The sequence below is a fragment of the Pseudomonas sp. 7P_10.2_Bac1 genome (assembly GCF_025465935.1).
In the GTDB taxonomy this organism is placed as follows: domain Bacteria; phylum Pseudomonadota; class Gammaproteobacteria; order Pseudomonadales; family Pseudomonadaceae; genus Aquipseudomonas.
Map to the genome: position 1 here is coordinate 81,619 of NZ_JANLNV010000080.1, position 20,929 is coordinate 102,547.

The following is a 20,929-nucleotide window of genomic DNA, read 5'->3' on the forward strand; positions in this document are numbered from 1 at the left end:
CCTGGAGCCTTTATGCCTGCGCTTTACATCATGATTCCTGCGGCCTTGCTGATTGTCGCAATTGCCATTTTCATCTTCTTCTGGGCCGTGGACAGCGGCCAGTACGACGATCTGGACAGCCCGGCGCACAGCATTCTGTTTGACGACCAGGACCCGCAACACACGGCGGCAGTGGAAGAGGCCAAAGGCACACAGCGGGCGGCGATCGACAAATCCGACCAGCAGGCGCCACCCCATGCTTGAGTTGGCCCCGCTGCTGGTGTCTGCGGTCATTCTGGGCCTGCTGGGTGGCGGGCATTGCCTGGGCATGTGTGGCGGTCTGATGGGCGCGCTGACCTTCGCCATTCCCAAAGAGCAACGCAGCCGACGCTTCAAACTGCTATTGGCTTACAACCTGGGACGAATTCTCAGCTACGCCACGGCGGGTTTACTGCTGGGCCTGGCAGGCTGGGCTGTCGCCAATAGCCCGGCGGCGATGCTGATGCGTGTGCTGGCCGGGCTGCTGCTGATTGTCATGGGCTTGTACCTGGCGGGCTGGTGGAGCGGCCTGACGCGCATAGAAGGCCTGGGGCGCGGCCTGTGGCGGCATATCCAGCCGCTGGCAAACCGCCTGCTGCCGGTGTCGAGCATTCCCCGCGCCCTGTTGCTTGGCGCCTTGTGGGGCTGGCTGCCGTGCGGATTGGTGTACAGCACACTGCTCTGGTCCGCCAGCCAGGGCAGTGCCCTGAACAGTGCCTTGCTGATGCTGGGCTTTGGCCTCGGGACATGGCCAGTGCTATTGGCAACGGGCCTTGCAGCCGAACGCATGACCGCCCTGCTGCGCCAGCGCAGTGCCCGTATGGCCGGCGGAGTGCTGGTGATGTTGTTCGGCCTCTGGACCTTGCCCGGCCCGCACCAGCACTGGTTGATGGGGCATTGAACAAGCCCGTGTTCACAAAGCCCACGGGCCAGAGCTGGCGTTGATGCAAATCAAGGTGTTACCTATTCGCAGCCCATAGACTCCTGAGCATTGCCAGCCAGCCCAGGGGAATGCCCGCATGCTCGACGCCATTCGTTGGGACTCCGATTTGATTCGTCGATACGACCTCGCCGGGCCACGTTATACCTCGTACCCCACGGCGATGCAGTTTCATGAGCAGATCAGTCCATTCGACTTTCTGCACGCCCTGCGTGAGAGTCGCAAAGCCCTGCGCCCACTGTCGCTCTACGTGCATGTGCCGTTTTGCGCAAACATTTGCTACTACTGCGCATGCAACAAGGTCATCACTAAAGATCGTGGTCGCGCCCAGCCTTACTTGAAGCGACTGGAACAGGAAATCGGCCTGGTCGCCTGCCACCTCGACCCCGGGCAAACCGTCGAGCAACTGCATTTTGGCGGCGGCACCCCGACCTTTTTGAGCCACGATGAATTGCGCCAACTCATGGGCCAGTTGCGCGAGCATTTCAACCTGCTGGATGGCGACTCGGGGGATTACGGTATTGAAATCGACCCGCGCGAAGCTGACTGGTCGACGATGGGCCTGCTGCGCGAACTGGGGTTCAACCGCGTCAGTATTGGCCTGCAAGACCTCGATCCGGCAGTGCAACGTGCCGTCAACCGCCTGCAGAGCCTGGACGAAACCCGTGCAGTGATTGATGCCGCACGTACCCTGCAGTTTCGCTCGATCAACATCGATCTCATCTACGGGTTGCCCAAGCAAACTCCGCTGGGTTTCGCCCGCACGGTCGAGGAAGTGATCAACCTGCAACCGGATCGTTTATCGGTGTTCAACTACGCGCACTTGCCGGACCGATTCAAGCCGCAGCGACGCATTAACCCCAGCGACCTGCCCTCGCCCGCCGATAAACTGCACATGCTCGAACACACCATTGAGCAACTGACCGGCGCCGGGTATCGCTATATCGGCATGGATCATTTTGCATTGCCCGATGATGAGCTGGCAATTGCCCAGGAAGAATCCAGGTTGCAACGCAACTTTCAGGGCTACACCACCCACGGCCATTGCGACCTGATTGGCCTGGGCGTGTCAGCCATCAGCCAGATCGGCGAGCTGTATTGCCAGAACAACGGCGACATCACCAAATACCAGCACACCCTGGCCAGTGAGCAACTGGCCACGAGCCGGGGCTTGCTGTGCAATCTGGACGATCGCATCCGCCGCGAGGTCATTCAGCACATCATCTGCAACTTGCACTTGCCATTCGCGCGCATAGAGCAGGCGTTCAATATCGATTTCAGAGGGTATTTTTCAGCGCAGTGGCCGGCACTCAAGACGATGGCCGAAGATGGTCTGATTGCATTGGACAATGAGCAATTGACGGTTTTGCCCGCCGGGCGGCTGCTGGTGCGTTCGGTGTGCATGGTGTTCGATGCCTATCTGGCCCAGCAAACCCGACAACGCTTTTCACGGGTTATTTGAACGTGCTCACTTCATGGCCAGGGACGTAGCCTTGATCACGCTATCGCTGCTCAATGCCGCGTCCTTCATGGCTTTGTTCAAACTGTTGCTGGCCGTGGTCAATGCCGCGTTCAGACTTGCCAGTTCCGATTGCAAAGCCCTGGCCTGTGACCTGGCCTGCTCCGGGCTGAGACTACGGTTGGTCATGACCGCTTGCAGCTTGGCCATTTGCTCAGCGATCTTTTTCTTGAGCTCGCGGATCATCTTCAAAATGTTCTGGATGGATTCCGGTAGACCACTGTCTTCAATATCGCTGTATTCACTCTTTTCGGCGCGAGCCGCTTTCATGGCCGCCCCGGAGATAGTGACTTTGACACCTTGGGCAGGCGGCGCGTCCTCTTTGTCCGGCGCCGATTGCTGGCTTTTCGAGGAGGCTGCTTGAGTGTTTTTAGCCGGTTCAATACTGGCCGGCATGCCACTTTGAGCCAAGCTGATCGCACTTATCGACGACATGGAGTCAATCATCCTTCATAGCTGTTCCCCCTGTATCGACCGCTTGATTAATGACTTGAGGCCGATTGCGTCTCCGGTGCGCGCTGGCCTCACTTACCTCGCTGGGTTACCCTTGCATCTTATGTGTGTTTTCCTACAAGGATTTAAGAAATGTCCGAGCCAGTAAAAGTGCGCGCTCACAGCCAGGCTCACTGCAAGGACTGCAGTCTTGCTCCACTCTGCTTACCACTTTCGTTGAATTTGGAAGACATGGATGCGTTGGAAGAAATCGTCAAACGTGGTCGCCCGTTGAAAAAGGGCGAATTCCTGTTTCGCCAAGGCGACACCTTCGGCTCGGTTTATGCCGTCCGCTCCGGGGCGCTTAAAACATTCAGCCTGAGTGACAGCGGCGAAGAACAAATTACCGGTTTTCACTTGCCAAGCGAGCTGGTCGGCTTGTCGGGCATGGACACCGAAACCTACCCAGTGTCCGCCCAAGCCCTGGAAACCACGCCTGTGTGCGAAATTCCTTTCGAGCGCCTGGACGAACTGTCGGTCCAATTGCCGCAATTGCGCCGCCAACTGATGCGCATCATGAGCCGCGAGATTCGCGACGATCAGCAAATGATGTTGCTGCTGTCGAAAAAGACCGCAGACGAACGCATCGCGACGTTCCTGGTCAACCTGTCGGCGCGGTTCCGTGCTCGCGGCTTCTCGGCCAATCAGTTCCGCCTGAGCATGTCGCGCAACGAAATCGGTAACTACCTGGGCCTGGCCGTAGAAACAGTCTCCCGCGTGTTTACCCGCCTGCAAGAAAACCAACTCATCACCGCCGAAGGCAAAGAAGTGCACATCCTTGACCCGATCAAGCTCTGCGCATTGGCTGGCGGTTCGCTGGAAGCCTAAACACCCCGCATGAGGGCTATACTGGCGGCTCCGAAGCTCGCCAGGAAACGCGCCCCATGGTCAACGACTTCAGCCTCAAAGCCCTGATCCGCCCGGTGCTTGATTTCCCCAAGCCCGGCGTGATCTTTCGCGACATCACCCCGCTTTACCAGTCCCCCCGGGCCATGCGAGTACTCGCCGACGCCTTTATCGAACGTTACGTCGAAGTGGATTTCAGCCACATCGGCGCCATGGACGCGCGTGGCTTTCTGATCGGCTCGGTGCTTGCACACCAACTCAACAAACCGCTCATTCTGTTTCGCAAGCAAGGCAAGTTACCCGCCGACGTGCTGGCTGAAGGCTACCAGACAGAATACGGCCAAGCGTTTCTGGAGGTGCATGCCGACAGCTTGTGCGAAGGTGATTCGTTATTGCTGGTCGATGACTTGATCGCCACTGGCGGTACGCTGGTCGCTGCAGTCAACCTGGTACGCCGTATGGGCGCACAGGTGTTTGAAGCCGCGTCGATTATTGACCTGCCCGAATTGGGCGGCTCAACGCGTTTGCATGAAGTGGGTGTGCCGACGTTTTGCCTGACTGAATTTTCGTTGACCGAATAACCCGCAGGAGCTGTCGAGGTACGAAGGCTGCGATCTTTACAGATCGCAGCCCAGGCCGTTCCTACAGGGTGTTTGCCATCACAAAGCGATTGGTTTACGTCCGGCAAACGAATGCGCCAGGGTGCCACCGTCAACCAATTCCAGCTCGCCGCCCAACGGCACACCGTGGGCGATGCGTGAAGCAATCAGACCTTTGCTGTTGAGCAATTGCGCTATGTAATGCGCGGTGGCTTCACCTTCTACCGTCGGGTTGGTCGCCAGAATCACTTCCTTGAAAGTGCCCTGCTCGGCAATTCGGGTCATCAACTGCGGAATCCCGATTGCTTCCGGCCCCAGGCCATCGAGCGGCGATAAATGGCCCTTGAGCACAAAGTAGCGCCCGCGATAGCCGGTCTGCTCGATGGCGTAGACATCCATCGGCCCTTCAACCACACAGAGCAAGGTGTCATCGCGACGCACATCGGCGCATTGCGGGCACAGGTCATCTTCGGTCAGGGTCCTGCACAGGCGGCAATGACCCACGCCATCCATCGCCTGACTCAAGGCTAGCGCCAGTCGCGAACCGCCACTGCGATCACGCTCAAGCAATTGCAGGGCCATGCGCTGCGCGGTCTTTTGACCGACACCCGGCAACGTGCGCAAGGCATCGATCAGTTGGCGAATAAGGGGGCTGAAGCTCATAGAGAAAGGTCCGACAAAACAACGAGAGGCGGTTTATACCCGCGGGCCGGGCCAGCGTCAAATACCAGCCGACCAGGCAAAAAAATGCCGGGCACATGGCCCGGCATGGGTGAGCGCCTTAGAACGGCAGCTTCATGCCCGGTGGCAGTTGCATGCCAGCGGTTACGCCGGACATTTTGTCCTGGCTGTTGGCTTCGATCTTGCGCACAGCGTCGTTAACGGCTGCGGCGAACAAGTCTTCCAGGACTTCGCGGTCATCGTCGCTCACGCCTTCGAGCAGGCTTGGGTCAATGTTTACGCGCTTGACGTCATGACGGCCGGTCATGACCACAGTCACCATGTCGCCACCTGCCTTACCGGTGACTTCAGCATTGGCCAGTTCTTCCTGCATCTTGGCCATTTTTTCCTGCATCTGCTGCGCCTGCTTCATCAGGCCGGCCATGCCACCTTTCATCATGGGAATCACCTCAAACGTTATTTGCACAATGCACCCGCACTCATCATGACTGCGGGCTGTAAGTTTTATCCGGCGTTACGAAGCCTGAGCCTGCACAACGTCGACAGGTTGAATCGTATCGTCTCGCACGGCTGCTCCGAACTGTTCCATCATTTGCTGGACCAACGGGTCTGCGTAGATCGACTCTTCAGCCAGGCGCTGGCGTTCGGCCCGCAAGCGCGATGCCGCCTGGGCCGGAGTTTCCTGCTCTGGGCGTACCAACTCAATGGTCACTTTGAGTGTGCGCTGATGAAACTGGTTCAACGCATCATTCAGGCGACGCTGCTGGGTCGAGTTAAACAGAGCGCTATGGGCCGGGTCCAGGTGCAGCAGCCAGTCATCACCGTCAACAGCAATCAAGGTGCAGTTGGCGCCAATGCTCGCCGTCATGCCCGATACCGGTAGTTGGGGGAACATGTTCAGCCATTCAAGGGCCAGGCCAGTGGCCGGCATTGACGCCGGTAACGGCTCAGGCTCGGGTTGTGGCTCGAACGCATGCTCGCTGGCCAACTCGTCCAAGTAACTATAGGCCGCCGAATCCATGTCCGGTTCGATGTAGTCTTCGTCCAGGGGCGGTTCGTCGTCACGGTCCATACCAGGCACCGCAGCATCAACCTGTTCGGCGGTTGGTTCCTGGATCGGCGCGGCAACCCACTCCGGCGCGTCCGGCACCACGCTGTCCGGGGTCGGCAGCGGCATGGGCGGTAAATCCGGCTGCTCACTGACGGTCTCAAGCACGGGTTCTGGCTTGATCTCGTCGTCGATTACCGGCGCCGGTCGATCATTCCAGGGCAAGTCGATTTCGGCGACAGGCGGCGCTTCAGGAGCCGCTACAGGCGCCACCACTTCTGGCGCAGGAGCCACGACCGGTGCGACCGGAACCTGGACAGGCTCAGCACGGGGCGCAACGATTGGCGCAACAGCGGTCTGGCCCGCCACGGATTGAGCGGAATCAACTGTGGCCTGGCTGATCCCCACTGGCTTTAGCGGCTGACTCGGCGCATCGCCGGTGTCTGCCGGTCGGAACGCCAGCATCCTCAGCAAGACCATCTCAAAGCCGCCACGCGGGTCGGGTGCCAGCGGCAGATCGCGCCGACCGATCAGGCCCATCTGGTAATAAAACTGCACGTCTTCGGCAGGCATCGCTTGCGCCAGCGCCAGCACTCGGTCGCGGTCGCCGTGACCGTTGTCGACGCCTTCAGGCAACGCCTGGGCAATCGCCACGCGGTGGAAAACGTTAAGGATCTCGGAGAGCACGCCGTTCCAGTCCGGCCCTTGCTCAGCCAAATGCCGCACGGCTTCCAGCAGTGCCCGCGCATCGCCCTGGATCAAGGCATGCAGCAGATCAAACACCTGACCGTGATCCAGCGTACCGAGCATCGCCCGTACGTCAGTGGCAAGCACCTTGCCTTCACCGAAGGCAATTGCCTGATCAGTCAAGCTCATGGCGTCACGCATCGAACCGTCAGCGGCGCGGCCCAGCAGCCACAGCGCATCGTCTTCGAACGGCACGTTTTCGACACTCAACACATGGGTCAAATGCTCGACTACACGTTCCGGCGTCATGTTTTTAAGCGAGAACTGAAGGCAGCGAGACAGAATCGTCGCCGGCAGTTTTTGCGGATCGGTGGTCGCCAAAATGAATTTGACGTAGGGCGGCGGCTCTTCGAGGGTTTTCAACAGCGCATTGAAGGAATGGCTGGAAAGCATGTGCACTTCGTCGATCAGGTAGACCTTGAAGCGCCCGCGACTCGGGGCGTACTGCACGTTGTCGAGCAGCTCGCGCGTGTCCTCGACCTTGGTCCGGCTCGCGGCGTCGATCTCGATCAGGTCGACAAACCGCCCCTCATCGATCTCGCGGCACACCGAACACGCCCCACACGGTGTCGAGGTGATACCTGTTTCACAGTTCAGGCATTTGGCGATGATCCGCGCAATAGTGGTCTTGCCGACGCCGCGCGTACCGGTAAACAGATAGGCATGGTGCAGGCGCTGACTGTCCAGAGCGTTGATCAGAGCCTTGAGCACATGGGTCTGGCCGACCATTTCGCGGAACGAGCGCGGACGCCATTTACGTGCAAGAACCTGATAACTCATTGATAACCGTCGCGTAAGAAAAGCGGAGGGGGCTAATGCTAGCGGAGCAGGGGCAAAATTGCATCCGGTGTGCGCTTTTAACTGCTCAGGCGCCCATGGTCGGGCATTTCGGGCAGACGTGAAAAAACGTCGACAGAGCAATCGGCAGTCGAGAGATATAAGAGCAGAAGATGTAGTTTCTGGACTAAAAACCCTGCGAATTGAGGATTTTTAAAATGGAGGCAACCCCACCAGCCACACCCCGGCACACAATGTTCCCGCTGTGGCTGCTGCCTTCCGGCTCTGACCAGGTTCACGGGTAATCGTTGCGGAGGGACCGATAGGGTCACCATAACAACATTCGCCTAGCAGCGAACGGCGCCATTGTACCTATCTGAGGAAAACTTACAACCGCTGGTGCAAGAATAAAAAAATGAATGGGGTCAAGCACTTGGATTCGGGCACACATTTGGCTCAGTAGTCGTTGCCGAAGGCTGCAATGAAGCCGCGCAGGCTTCAAGGGAACGGTTTGCTGCGCCCCCCTTCGCAACCCGCGCCAGCGACTACAGTTTTTGCTGCCTTTAGAGGCTGATGCCCTGCTCTTTGAGGAACGCCACAAAGGCTTCTTCGTCCAGCACCTTGAGACCCAGCTCATTGGCCTTGGTCAATTTGGAGCCCGCCCCCGGCCCTGCCACGACGCAATGGGTTTTGCCGGACACAGAACCCGAAACTTTGGCACCCAGGCTTTCCAGTTTTTCTTTGGCCACGTCGCGGCTCATCAATTCCAGCGAGCCGGTCAGTACCCAGGTCTGCCCAGCCAACGGCAAGCCTTCTACGGTTTTCTTCTCGCTCTGCCAGTGCATACCGAAGGCGCGTAGCTGTGCTTCAACGTCCAGCGCCAAACGCGCATTGCCCGGGTTGTCAAAGAAGTCGCGCACGGCCTTGGCTTGCTTTTCAGGCAAGGCCTGACGCATGTCCAACCAGTCGGCGTTGATCACACGCTCGAGGGTGTCAAATTTGTCCGCCAGTTTTTGCGCCCCGCCCGGCCCGACAAACGGGATGTGCAGCTTGTCGATCAACCCGCCCAAGGTCGCGCTAGCTGCAAACTCGGCTGCCAACTCGCCTTGATCCTGCAATTGCAGGCCACGCTCGAGCAATTGAGCAATCACTTGCCGGTTGTGCTCGTCGCTGAAGAAGCTATGGATCTCGTGAGCCACTTCCAGCCCTACATCCGGCAAGTACGTCAGCACTTGCGGCAAAGCGCTCTGTACGCGCTCCAGAGAGCCCAATGAGCGCGCCAACACCTTGGCTGTCTCCTCGCCTACATCAGGAATGCCCAAGGCGTAGATAAAACGTGCCAATGTCGGACGCTTGCTCTGGGCAATGGCTGATAGCAGGTTGTTGCTCGACAATTCGGCAAAGCCTTCCAGATCGACAATTTGCTCGAAAGACAGGGTGTACAGATCGGCCGGGGAGCTTACCAACCCCTCATCAACCAATTGCTCGACGCTCTTTTCACCAAGACCTTCAATGTCCATGGCGCGGCGCGAGACGAAATGGATAATCGCCTGCTTCAATTGCGCACCGCAGGCCAACCGCCCGACGCAGCGGTACACCGCACCTTCGCTGATGGTTTCGCGGCCCTTGCTGCGCTTGATCAATTGCGTGCGCTCGACGTGGGAGCCGCACACCGGGCAGTTTTCCGGAATATGTACCGGGCGTGCATTGTCGGGGCGCCGCTCGAGCACCACTTGCACCACCTGGGGGATCACATCACCGGCACGACGCACGATCACGGTGTCGCCAATCATCAGGCCCAAGCGTGCCACTTCGTCCATGTTGTGCAACGTGGCATTGGATACGGTCACGCCCGCCACCTTGACCGGCTTCAAGCGTGCCACTGGGGTGACTGCGCCGGTACGGCCGACCTGGAATTCAACATCCAGCAATTCGGTCAGTTCTTCCATCGCCGGAAATTTATGGGCGATTGCCCAGCGCGGCTCGCGGGCACGAAAACCCAATTCGCGTTGCGAGGCCAGGCTGTTGACCTTGAACACTACGCCATCGATTTCATAGGCCAATGAGGCACGACGCTCACCAATGTCACGGTAGTAATCCAGGCACTCGGCAATGCCTTTGGCCAGTTTCAACTCGTGACTGATGGGCATGCCCCACTGCTGCAACTGCTTGAGGTTGCCAATGTGCGTGTCGGCAAACTCTTCGGAAACCTGCCCCAGACCGTAACAGCAAAATTCCAACGGACGGCTGGCAGTGATTTTCGAATCCAACTGACGCAAGCTGCCCGCCGCCGCGTTACGCGGGTTGGCAAAGGTCTTGCCGCCCACCGCCATCTGCGCTTCATTGAGGCGATCGAACCCCGCCTTGGACATAAACACTTCACCACGCACTTCCAGGACCGACGGCCAACCACTGCCCTGCAATTTGAGCGGAATGTTGCGCACGGTGCGCACGTTGACGCTGATGTCTTCACCTGTGGTGCCATCACCACGGGTCGCGCCACGCACCAGCACACCGTCCTGATACAACAAACTGACTGCCAGGCCATCCAGCTTGGGCTCGCAGCTGTATTCAACTTCAGCACCACCGCCAAACAGGTCGCCCGCCGGCAAGTCCAGGCCTTCACTGACACGACGGTCGAACTCACGCATGTCTGTTTCATCAAAGGCGTTGCCCAGGCTCAACATCGGCACTTCGTGACGCACTTGAGTGAAGGCAGACAAGGCCGCACTGCCCACACGCTGGGTGGGCGAATCCGGGGTCACCAGTTCAGGATGCTCCGCTTCCAGCGCCTTGAGTTCGCGAAACAGACGGTCGTACTCGGCGTCCGGGATGCTCGGCTCGTCGAGTACGTGGTAGCGGTAATTATGCTGATCCAGTTCAGCGCGCAGCTCTAGAATTCGGGTATTGGCGGCGGTCATGGGGTGTTCTCTCACAAAGCAAATGAGCAGCCGAGGCTGCTCATGTGTTGATTCATTTAACACTCAGCGGGAGCAAGTACGTTGCCCCCACCGTTTCAGCGTTTTTGTGTCAGGGCGCGACGTTCAAATTCAACGATGCGCTGGCGGTAGTGCTCAATGGTCTGAGCGGTCAGCACACTGCGCTGATCATCCTTGAGCTCGCCGTTGAGCTCCTGGGACAGCTTGCGGGCAGCCGCCACCATCACGTCAAACGCCTGCTTGGGATGTCGCGGCCCCGGCAAGCCCAGGAAGAAGCTCACGGCTGGCGTGCTGAACAGATCAATGTCGTCCAGATCGAAGACGCCTGGCTTCACGGCATTAGCCATCGAGAAGAGCACTTCGCCATTACCGGCCATGCTTTCGTGGCGGTGGAAAATATCCATTTCGCCGAAGCGCAGCCCACTTTCAAGGATGTTCTGCAGCAGCGCAGGGCCTTTGAAGCCGGCTGGGTCGCGGCTGATCACACTGATGACCAGCACTTCTTCAGCGGCCTGTGCAGGCTCCTTGCTTTCGACTGCCGCAACCGCCGGCGCCTGACGCCCGCGAGGCTTGGTTTCAACAGGGGCATCATCGTCGCGCGCGCTGAAGCTTGGACCGTCATCATCAAGATCGAGATTGAGGTTCAAGTCTCCTTGGCTCGGCTCGCTCGCGCGCTTGCCGCGCTTGGAGGACTTCTCGCGGGGCGGCATGCTCACGGACGGCAGGTCCTGCTCATCGAGCTGAGGCTCTTTGTGAGTCGGTGTGTCCAGAACCCGCGACGGGCCTAACAGCTCAGCGCTGTTTTCGTCGTCAGGCACATTGGAAAAACTGCGATCAAGACGAAACTTGAGTTTCCCTTTGCCGCCACGCATACGGCGCCAGCCATCAAAAAGAATACCGGCGATGACCACTATGCCGATGACTATCAGCCACTCGCGCAGACCGATTTCCATGTAATCCCGTGCCCCTAAAAAAATGATTCTATGAAGAAGAGCCTAAAGCCCTTTAAAACGTGGCGCCAACTCTATGTTCTGAATGACGTTTTTCCACGTACAAAAAAATTAGACGCTAAATTAACACGACCAAAGATAACTTTACACCGTCTGTCACCTTGAGTTAGGCCTATGTAGCCACTGACCTACAAGCCTCATCGGTCAAATCCTTAGGGATTTTCTTACGTGAAGAAAATTTTATCCCTACTTGCTTATAGCTCATGCATCGACCATTGCCATTGCTTCCTCAACATCAACCGCAACAAGACGTGAACAACCGGGCTCATGCATCGTCACCCCCATCAACTGATCAGCCATCTCCATGGCGATTTTGTTGTGCGTGATATAGATGAACTGCACGGTCTGCGACATCTCTTTAACCAACCGTGCATAGCGCCCCACGTTTGCGTCATCAAGCGGTGCATCGACTTCGTCGAGCATGCAGAACGGCGCCGGGTTGAGTTTGAAAATAGCAAACACCAACGCCAAAGCCGTCAATGCCTTCTCGCCACCGGACAGCAAATGAATCGTGCTGTTCTTCTTACCCGGCGGCCTCGCCATGATCGTTACCCCTGTATCGAGTAAATCTTCGCCCGTCAGTTCCAAATAAGCGCTGCCGCCACCGAAAACTTTTGGAAAAAGTGCCTGTAATCCACCATTTATCTGATCAAAGGTGTCTTTGAAGCGGCTCCGGGTTTCTTTATCAATCTTGCGAATAACGTTTTCCAGCGTCTCCAGCGCTTCGACCAGATCGGCATCCTGGGCATCCAGATAACGCTTGCGCTCGGACTGTTGCTGGTATTCATCAATTGCCGCGAGGTTAATCGCGCCCAGACGTTGAATACGCGCAGCAATTCGCTCCAGTTCTTCTTCTGCTTGCTGTTCAGTAAGTTCATTACTTAATGTTGCCAATACACCGTGTAAGTCATAACCGTCAGCCAGTAATTGATCTTGCAGGGCCGTACGACGCACCGTCAGGGCTTGCCATTCCATGCGCTGTTGTTCAAGTTGGCCACGGATCAGTTGGGACTGTTGCTCAGCCTGGTTACGGCGTTTTTCGGCGTCCCGCAGTTCACGGTCAGCGTCTTCGAGCGCGAGTTGCGCAACTTTAAGCTCCTCATCGACCGTCAGGCGCTTGTCGAGCAACTCTTCAAGTTTGAGGCGCAACTCCTCGAGTGGAGCCTCGCTCTCTTCCAGATTAAGGGTGAGCTGCTCGCGCTTTTCGGCAAGCCGTTCAGACTGCAGTTCCAGACGCTCGAGCGCCTGACGGGTGGAGTCATGCTGGGCCCTGAGCGAGCCCAGGCGTACGGCCAGTTGATGGGCGTGATCCTTGTGCTGACGTGCCTCCTGACGCACCTGGTCCAGACGCTCGCGCAGGCTGTCGCGCTGCGCCAGCAGCAACTCACGCTGTTCCGTGTCAGTGGCCATGGCGTCCAGCGCTTCCTGCAAGTGCAGGCGCGCCTCGCCGACGTGCTCATGCTCCAGGGCCCGCTGCTCGCTCAGTTCGGCCAGCTCTTCATCAAGACGTCGACGGCGCAAGGTCAATTGCTCGACCTTGGCTTTGCTCGCAGACAGCTTGGCTTTGATCTCACCCTGTTGACGGGCTTCGTCCTGCAAGCGGCGGCGCACCTGCTCACGCGCGTCTTCTTGGGCGACTTGCTGCTCTCGCAAGCGTTGCAGTTGCTCTTCAAGGCTTGCCAGCGTGGCTTCACGCTCGTCGCGCTCATGACCCAGGCGCTGGATTTCCTGACCTCGGGCCAGTACGCCGCTTTCGGCTTCGCTGGCACGACGTACACGTAAAAAGTTGCGCCCTACCCAATAGCCATCACGGCTGATCAGGCTTTGACCGTCGAGCAGTTGTGCGCGCGCTGCCAATGCTTGTTCAAGGGTTTCAACCGGCTTGACCTGCCCCAGCCAAGGGGAAAGGTCAAAGTCGGCCTGGACTTTTTCCAGCAAGCTGCCCGCCATGCGACTCGCCTGGGCGTCGGCACTGAACAAACGCAGGTCACCTTGGCTAAACCCCGCCAGGTCAATCTGGGCAAAATCATCCACCAGGACCGCTTGCAAGTCCGCGCCCAACACGGTTTCGACTGCCAGTTCCCAACCTGCGTCGACCCGCAGACCTTCTGCCAGACGTGGGCGCTCAGCCAATTGCTGTTCACGCAGCCATTCACCAGCCCCAACACCGGGGTCCAGCGCGGCCTGCTGCAACGCTTCGAGGGAGGCCAGACGACCGTTCAGCCGCTGCAATTCGCCCTGCGCCTGCTGCTGGTTCTGTGTAGCTTGCTGCAAGTCATGGCGCACTTGCTCAAGACGCTCGATAACCTGTTCTTCGCTGCCCTGTAACTCTTCTTGCGTCAACTCACTGGTCGCCAGCAACTCGCTCAGCTCAAGGATCGCCGCGTCTTCAGGGTCGGCGGCCAACAAGGCGCGCTCTTCGGCCAAACGTCGCTGACGTTCGGCCACGCGTTCCATGCTGGTTTCGAGCTGCTGAATACGCGCTTGAAGCACTTCAGATTGCCGCTGCGGCTCGGCTGAGCGCAGGTTGAAGGCATCCCATTGCTCTTGCCAGGCATGCATGGTGACTTCGGATTCTTCGAGCGCAGCGGCCGACTCTTCGGCGGCGGCGCTGGTCATCTCCTGCTCAGGTACCAGCATGTCGAGTTCTTCACCCAAGGTCGCCAGCATCGTGCGGTCGTGCCCCAGGTGCGATTCGGTTTCGAGGCGCGAGCGCTCGGCCTCACGCAGATCGTCCTGCAACTGACGCAAACGCTGCTGGCCGTGCTGAATGCTTTGCTCGACGCGAGCGATGTCGCCGCCCACCGAATAGAAGCGTCCCTGCACCAGGTTGAAGCGCTCTGACAGGTCGTGATGCCCGTCGCGCAGGCGCTCAATGCTGGCATCCGCGTTACGCTGCTCGGCAACCAAGGCCTCAAAGCTGACCTCCTGGTTGCCGATGACCAGTTCACGCTGCCCCACCTGCTCGTTCAGGTCCTGCCAGCGCAACGCCGACAGCTGGGCCTTGAGCTGACGCTCTTCGGCCTTGTATTCCTGATATTTCTCGGCGGCCTGGGCCTGACGATGCAAACGCTCAAGCTGACGCCCAAGCTCCTCACGCAAGTCGGTCAGGCGTGCCAGGTTTTCGTGGGTGCGGCGAATCCGGTTTTCGGTCTCTCGGCGACGCTCCTTGTACTTGGAGATGCCCGCCGCTTCTTCGATAAAGTTTCGCAGGTCTTCGGGCTTGGATTCGATCAGCTTCGAGATCATGCCCTGTTCAATGATCGAGTAACTGCGCGGCCCCAGGCCGGTGCCCAGGAAAATATCCGTAATGTCACGACGACGGCATTTGGTGCCGTTGAGGTAATACGTGGTCTGGCTGTCGCGCGTCACCTTACGGCGGATCGATATTTCGGCGTAAGCGGCGTACTCGCCCAGCAGCGTGCCGTCGGAGTTATCGAATACCAGCTCGATACTGGCCTGACTCACGGGTTTGCGGCTGGTAGAGCCGTTGAAGATGACGTCGGTCATTGACTCGCCGCGCAAGTTCTTGGCCGAACTTTCGCCCATTACCCAGCGCACGGCGTCAATGATGTTGGACTTGCCGCAACCGTTGGGGCCGACCACGGCCGCCATATTGCTCGGGAAGTTGACCGTAGTCGGGTCAACGAAGGACTTGAAGCCCGCCAGCTTGATGCACTTGAGCCGCACGCTTAGGCAACCGTCAAGGCTGACAACACCAAGTCACAACTGCGCTGAGCATAACGGCTCAGGACGACACGAATGAGCGGATAATCACGCGCCAGTACCGCCTCGAGCAATTCGGCAAACAGCGCCAGGAATTCGCTCATTTCCGCCTTGCGCTGCTCCAGTGCCAAGTAATAGGCGCGGCTCATGGCCGGGTGCAGGTTTTCGACGGTTTCTTGCAAATACGGGTTATCGGCAAAGGGGTAAGCCGCACGCATCACGTTGAAACTGTCGTCAACGAAGGCGCTGATGTCCTGACGTTCGTAGCTGTCGGTCAAACGCTGTTGTATCTGCAGGAAAGGCCCGAGGTCAGCCGGAGTTGTCCAGCGCTGAGCCACGGCATTGCCAAGCAGAATATACATTTCACTCATCAGGGTGCACAGGCTCTGCACCTTGTGTGCGGTGAGCTCGGTGACATGGGCGCCACGTCTGGGAAGAATCGCGATCAAGTGTCGACGCTCAAGGATCAACAACGCCTCGCGTACAGAGCCGCGGCTGACATTGAGCGCCAGCGTCACCTTCTGTTCTTGAATGCGTTCTCCAGGCTTGAGCTCGCCACGAATAATCCGCTCGGCGAGGTGGTGAGCAATTTGCTCGGCGAGGCTGTCCGGCGCCTTGAACGTCATGTTTTACCTTCAAAATCTTTGATCAGTGCAGGCGGCGAAGTGTAACGCAATTGCGTGGTGCAAGCAGAGTGCCCAGGGCGCCGAAATTGGGATGTAAACAGCAAATAAACCGGGAAGCGATCAATCAGGCGTAGGACCACGCCACATTTCTTGACCGAAAAGTCAGCAATGACTAAATTCAAGTCATCCCGCCCGATAAAAAGCAGTGCGAGGCTTACCGTGATCCAGTTTCTAGTCAATCAGACACTCCGTACTGAGCACACACTGGACCCGAATCTCACGGTGCTCAACTATCTGCGCCAACACTTGCATAAAACCGGCACCAAGGAAGGCTGCGCCAGCGGTGACTGCGGCGCCTGCACAGTGGTTGTGGGCGAACTGATCACCGATGCCCAAGGCACTGAAACCCTGCACTACAGCAGCCTCAATGCCTGTCTGACATTCATCTGCGCCCTGCATGGCAAACAACTGATCAGCGTCGAGGACCTCAAACACCAAGGCCAACTCCACAGCGTGCAGCAGGCCATGGTCGACTGCCACGGCTCGCAATGCGGCTTTTGCACCCCAGGCTTTGTGATGTCGCTGTTTGCACTGCAAAAAAACAGCATAGACGGCAATCGCCATCAAGCCCAGGAAGCGCTGGCCGGTAATCTCTGCCGCTGCACCGGCTACCGGCCGATTCTGGCGGCCGCCGCCCAAGCCTGCCACTCAGCGCCCAAGGATCAATTTGATACCCAACGCGCCGCGACCATCGCCAAGCTCAAGGCCATCACGCCAGCGCGAACCGCCGAACTCAACAACGGCGAAAACCGCTGCCTGATGCCTCTAAACATCAATGATCTGGCCCACCTGTATGCCGCGCATCCGCAGGCGCGCCTGATGGCAGGCGGGACGGATCTGGCGCTGGAAGTCACGCAGTTGCATCGCACCTTGCCGGTAATGATTCATCTCGGCCATGTTGCGGAACTCAAACGAATTGAACGCTTCAACGATCGCCTCGAAATTGGCGCGGCGGTGACCTTGACAGAGGTGTATCAGACGCTCAACGCCGATTACCCGGACTTTGGTGAACTGTTGCAACGTTTTGCCTCATTGCAGATTCGCAACCAGGGCACCTTGGGCGGCAACATTGGCAACGCCTCGCCGATTGGTGATTCACCGCCGCTGCTGATTGCCCTCGGCGCACAGTTGGTGCTGCGCCAAGGGGTAACACGTCGAATGCTAGCCCTTGAAGACTACTTTCTTGACTATCGGCTGACCGCCCGCGCTGAAGGCGAATTCATTGAAAAAATTGTCATCCCGCGCCCCAAGGCCAATCATCTGTTTCGCGCCTATAAAATCTCCAAGCGCCTGGAGGATGACATCAGTGCCGTGTGCGCCGCGTTCAATATGTGCATCGAAGACGGCACGGTGCTCCAAGCCCGGGTAGCCTTCGGAGGCATGGCGGCTACGCCCAAACGCGCCAGAGCCTGTGAAGCGATCTTATCCAACGCGCCCTGGACCAGCGCAACCGTAGAACAGGCCTGTCGTGCCCTGACGCAAGATTTCAACCCGCTCTCAGACTTTCGCGCAAGCAAGGAGTACCGTTTGCTGTGTGCGCAAAACCTGCTGCGTAAATACTTCATCGAGCAGCAAAACCCGGCATTGCAAACGAGGGTGACGGCTTATGTCTGATCCTCTCAAAGTCGAGCGGTCCCTGGCCGAACTGAGCGCCCAGTTTGCCAGCGACCTGCAAACCGGGGCCGGGCGCAGCGTCAAACATGACAGCGCAGACAAACATGTGTCGGGCGAAGCCCAGTACATCGATGACCGACTGGAATTCCCCAACCAGTTGCACCTGTATGCACGCCTGTCAGATCGCGCCCACGCGCGAATCCTGCGCATCGATACCACACCCTGCCGTGCCTTTGCGGGCGTAAGCCTGATCATTACCCACGAAGATATTCCCGGCCTCAAGGACATTGGCCCATTGCTGCCTGGCGATCCGCTACTGGCCATCGATACCGTGGAGTTTGTCGGGCAACCGGTGCTCGCAGTGGCCGCCTGTGATCTGGAGACCGCACGCAATGCAGCAATGGCCGCGATAATCGAATATCAGGACCTTGAGCCGGTACTGGATGTAGTTGAGGCGCTGCGTAAGCAACACTTCGTACTCGACAGCCACACTCACCAGCGCGGTGACTCCTCTACTGCGCAGGCCCGGGCGCCCCATCGGCTGCAAGGCCACCTGCGCATCGGCGGGCAAGAACACTTTTACCTTGAAACCCAGATCGCGTCGGTCATGCCCACTGAAGACGGCGGCATGATCGTTTACAGCTCAACCCAACACCCGACCGAAATCCAGAAGCTGGTGTCCGAGGTGCTCGGCATCACGATGAACAAGGTGGTGGTCGACATGCGTCGCATGGGCGGTGGTTTTGGCGGCAAGGAAACGCAAGCTGCCAGCCCCGCGTGCTTGTGCGCGGTGGTCGCGCACCTGACCGGGCAACCGACCAAGATGCGCCTGCCGCGGGTCGAAGACATGCAGATGACCGGCAAGCGCCACCCGTTTTACATCGAATATGACGTCGGCTTTGACGACGACGGTCGGCTGCAAGGCATTCAACTCGATCTGGCGGCCAACTGCGGTTACTCACCCGACCTGTCTGGCTCCATTGTCGATCGGGCCATGTTTCACGCTGACAACGCCTACTACCTGGGCGATGCCACAATCCATGGCCACCGCTGCAAGACCAACACCGTGTCCAATACGGCGTATCGAGGTTTTGGCGGCCCGCAAGGCATGGTGGCCATTGAAGAAATCATGGATCGGATCGCTCGTCATTTGCACTTGGACCCGCTGGCCGTACGCAAGGTCAATTACTACGGCAAGACCGAGCGTAACGTGACTCACTATTACCAGACCGTGGAGCACAATTTACTCCATGAAATGACTGCAGAACTCGAAGCCAGCAGCCAATACGCGGAGCGTCGTGCAGCGATCAAGCGCTTCAACGACAGCAGCCCGATTCTGAAAAAGGGGCTGGCGCTCACGCCGGTCAAATTCGGCATTTCGTTCACCGCCAGCTTTCTGAACCAGGCCGGAGCACTGATCCACATCTACACCGATGGCAGCATTCACTTGAACCACGGCGGCACCGAAATGGGCCAAGGCCTGAATATCAAGGTGGCGCAAGTGGTGGCCGAGGTGTTTCAGGTGGAGGTCAATCGCATACATATCACGGCCACCAACACCGAAAAAGTCCCCAACACCTCACCCACCGCCGCCTCTAGCGGGGCCGACCTGAATGGCAAGGCGGCGCTCAATGCCGCCACGACCATCAAACAACGACTGATCGAGTTTGCCGCAGGCAAATATCAGGTGAACGCCCGAGAGGTGGAGTTCCGTAACGGTCTGGTGCGCATCGGCAAAAAAATCCTGAGCTTTGAAGCCCTGATACAGCAGGCGTACGTCGGGCAAGTTTCATTGTCCAGTACCGGCTATTACAAGACCCCAAAGATCTTTTACGACCGTAATCAGGCACGTGGGCGGCCCTTTTACTATTACGCCTTTGGCGTGGCGTGCGCAGAGGTGATCGTCGACACCCTGACGGGCGAATACAAAATGTTGCGCACCGACATCCTGCATGACGTGGGCGACTCGCTGAACCCGGCGATCGACACAGGGCAAGTTGAAGGCGGCTACGTTCAAGGCGTGGGCTGGCTGACCAGCGAAGAATTGGTATGGGATGCCAAAGGCAAACTGCTGACCAGCGGCCCGGCCAGTTACAAGATTCCCGCAGTGGGCGATATGCCCCTGGACCTGCGAGTTAAATTGGTCGAAAACCGCAAAAACCCGGAAGACACGGTGTTTCATTCCAAAGCCGTGGGCGAGCCGCCGTTCATGCTCGGCATCGCGGCGTGGTGCGCCATCAAGGACGCGGTCGCAAGCCTGGCCGATTATCGTGTACAACCTGATATCGACACGCCCGCCACACCGGAGCGCGTATTGTGGGGCTGTGAGCAGATGCGTAACGCTATAGCCGCCGAAAGCTGCGATGGGTTGCGTAGCAACCTTGAAGAACTCAAGGCCGCGATTACAAAGGCGCGAGGAACAAGCCATGAATGACTGGATCTGCGCACTGGCTGACTTACAGCAACAAGGCGAACCGAGCGTATTGGTGACGATTATCCAGGAGCAAGGCTCTACCCCGCGCAATGCGGGCTCGAAAATGCTCATCAGTGCCAGCCAGATTTTCGACACCATCGGTGGCGGGCATTTGGAGCTCGAGGCGATGCACATTGCCCGCGACATGCTCGCGGCCCGCTCGTTGGGTCCGCATGTGCAGCGCTTCAGCCTCGGTGCCAGCCTTGGTCAATGCTGTGGCGGCGTTGCCGTCTTGTTGTTTGAGCCAATGGGCCAGTTTCAGGCGCAAATCGCCGTATTCGGCGCCGGGCATGTCGCCCGCGCCTTGGTGCCTCTGTTGGCCAGCTTGCCGTGTCGTGTGCGCTGGATCGACTCACGCGAGCAAGAGTTCCCCACGCAGATCCCACACGGGGTGCAGAAAATCATCTGCGAAGACCCTGCCGATGAAATCAATACGCTGCCTGTGGGTTGCTACTGCATCGTCATGACGCATAATCACGCCCTGGACCTGGAACTTAGCGCGGCCTTGCTCAAACGCAACGACTTCAGCTACTTCGGCTTGATTGGCTCAAAAACCAAACGCCTGAAGTTTGAACATCGCCTGCACGAGCGAGGCTTCAGCGCCGATCAGCTGCAGCGCATGCGCTGCCCGATCGGCTTAAATGAAGTGAAAGGCAAGCTACCGATTGAAATCGCGATCTCTATCGCTGGCGAAATCATCGCCACTTATAACGCCCACTTCGGCCAGCAAAGCGCCTGCGCCGAACCGATCGCTGACCCCACCAAACAATTGCTGGCGTCTCCACGACGCAGCCATGCCACGCACTGAGAGTTG

The 20,929-nt window shown here is 58.3% G+C and carries 16 protein-coding genes and 1 other RNA gene; 8 read left to right on the forward strand and 9 right to left on the reverse strand.

Annotation, left to right across the window (positions count from 1 at the left end; all coding sequences use genetic code 11):
* Positions 1-12: 12 nt before the first annotated feature.
* The 3 genes from ccoS (at position 13) to hemN (ending at position 2,420) form a co-directional block, all read left to right on the forward strand.
* Complete coding sequence (ccoS, locus tag NTD86_RS17205) at positions 13-243, forward strand: cbb3-type cytochrome oxidase assembly protein CcoS (RefSeq protein WP_262203949.1); 231 nt, start codon at positions 13-15, stop codon at positions 241-243.
* Entirely contained in the window at positions 236-919 is a 684-nt protein-coding gene (locus tag NTD86_RS17210; protein ID WP_262203950.1) for a sulfite exporter TauE/SafE family protein, read from the forward strand. Before ccoS ends, NTD86_RS17210 begins: the two co-directional genes overlap by 8 nt.
* A gap of 118 nt (positions 920-1,037) precedes the next feature.
* Entirely contained in the window at positions 1,038-2,420 is a 1,383-nt protein-coding gene (gene hemN, locus NTD86_RS17215; RefSeq protein ID WP_262203951.1) for an oxygen-independent coproporphyrinogen III oxidase, read from the forward strand.
* Positions 2,421-2,426: 6 nt separating this feature from the next.
* Here hemN and NTD86_RS17220 read toward each other — a convergent pair whose 3' ends face one another.
* Complete coding sequence (locus tag NTD86_RS17220) at positions 2,427-2,912, reverse strand: hypothetical protein (protein WP_262203953.1); 486 nt, start codon at positions 2,910-2,912, stop codon at positions 2,427-2,429.
* A 150-nt stretch (positions 2,913-3,062) separates the two neighbouring features.
* On the opposite strand from NTD86_RS17220, the gene fnr reads away from it, so the two are divergent.
* Together fnr and NTD86_RS17230 are read left to right on the forward strand one after the other, a co-directional pair.
* Positions 3,063-3,797, forward strand: a complete 735-nt coding sequence (fnr, locus tag NTD86_RS17225) for a fumarate/nitrate reduction transcriptional regulator Fnr (RefSeq protein WP_262203955.1) — start codon at positions 3,063-3,065, stop codon at positions 3,795-3,797.
* A gap of 56 nt (positions 3,798-3,853) precedes the next feature.
* Positions 3,854-4,396: an adenine phosphoribosyltransferase gene (locus NTD86_RS17230; RefSeq protein WP_262203956.1), complete on the forward strand. Its 543-nt coding sequence runs from the start codon at positions 3,854-3,856 to the stop codon at positions 4,394-4,396.
* A gap of 78 nt (positions 4,397-4,474) precedes the next feature.
* Here the strand turns inward: NTD86_RS17230 and recR are convergent, their stop codons facing one another.
* From recR to NTD86_RS17270, 8 genes are all read right to left on the reverse strand, one after another.
* A complete protein-coding gene (gene recR / locus NTD86_RS17235; RefSeq protein WP_055101314.1) occupies positions 4,475-5,077 on the reverse strand; it encodes a recombination mediator RecR in 603 nt (200 codons plus the stop codon).
* 118 nt (positions 5,078-5,195) lie between these two features.
* A complete protein-coding gene (locus NTD86_RS17240; protein ID WP_262203957.1) occupies positions 5,196-5,534 on the reverse strand; it encodes a YbaB/EbfC family nucleoid-associated protein in 339 nt (112 codons plus the stop codon).
* Positions 5,535-5,609: 75 nt separating this feature from the next.
* On the reverse strand, positions 5,610-7,670 hold the full coding sequence (gene dnaX / locus NTD86_RS17245; protein WP_262203958.1) for a DNA polymerase III subunit gamma/tau: 2,061 nt from the start codon (positions 7,668-7,670) through the stop codon (positions 5,610-5,612).
* A 225-nt stretch (positions 7,671-7,895) separates the two neighbouring features.
* Positions 7,896-7,992: signal recognition particle sRNA small type (gene ffs, locus NTD86_RS17250), an RNA gene on the reverse strand.
* Between the two features lie 238 nt (positions 7,993-8,230).
* Positions 8,231-10,588 carry an NAD-dependent DNA ligase LigA gene (ligA, locus tag NTD86_RS17255; RefSeq protein ID WP_262203959.1) on the reverse strand — a complete coding sequence of 786 codons (2,358 nt, stop codon included), beginning with the start codon at positions 10,586-10,588 and terminating at the stop codon, positions 8,231-8,233.
* A gap of 95 nt (positions 10,589-10,683) precedes the next feature.
* Positions 10,684-11,559 carry a cell division protein ZipA gene (zipA, locus tag NTD86_RS17260; protein ID WP_262203961.1) on the reverse strand — a complete coding sequence of 292 codons (876 nt, stop codon included), beginning with the start codon at positions 11,557-11,559 and terminating at the stop codon, positions 10,684-10,686.
* A 258-nt stretch (positions 11,560-11,817) separates the two neighbouring features.
* The gene (gene smc / locus NTD86_RS17265; RefSeq protein ID WP_262203963.1) at positions 11,818-15,306 is read right to left on the reverse strand and encodes a chromosome segregation protein SMC; all 3,489 of its coding nucleotides are present in this window, start codon (positions 15,304-15,306) and stop codon (positions 11,818-11,820) included.
* A 2-nt stretch (positions 15,307-15,308) separates the two neighbouring features.
* Complete coding sequence (locus NTD86_RS17270; protein ID WP_262203964.1) at positions 15,309-15,968, reverse strand: GntR family transcriptional regulator; 660 nt, start codon at positions 15,966-15,968, stop codon at positions 15,309-15,311.
* A 219-nt stretch (positions 15,969-16,187) separates the two neighbouring features.
* Between NTD86_RS17270 and xdhA the strand changes: the two genes are divergently transcribed.
* The 3 genes from xdhA to xdhC are packed head-to-tail and all read left to right on the forward strand — an operon-like array spanning position 16,188 to position 20,923.
* Positions 16,188-17,642 carry a xanthine dehydrogenase small subunit gene (gene xdhA, locus NTD86_RS17275; protein WP_262203966.1) on the forward strand — a complete coding sequence of 485 codons (1,455 nt, stop codon included), beginning with the start codon at positions 16,188-16,190 and terminating at the stop codon, positions 17,640-17,642.
* Complete coding sequence (xdhB, locus tag NTD86_RS17280; protein WP_262203968.1) at positions 17,635-20,076, forward strand: xanthine dehydrogenase molybdopterin binding subunit; 2,442 nt, start codon at positions 17,635-17,637, stop codon at positions 20,074-20,076. Before xdhA ends, xdhB begins: the two co-directional genes overlap by 8 nt.
* On the forward strand, positions 20,069-20,923 hold the full coding sequence (gene xdhC / locus NTD86_RS17285) for a xanthine dehydrogenase accessory protein XdhC (protein WP_262203969.1): 855 nt from the start codon (positions 20,069-20,071) through the stop codon (positions 20,921-20,923). The genes xdhB and xdhC overlap by 8 nt, the downstream gene beginning before the upstream one ends.
* The last annotated feature ends 6 nt before the right edge of the window (positions 20,924-20,929 follow it).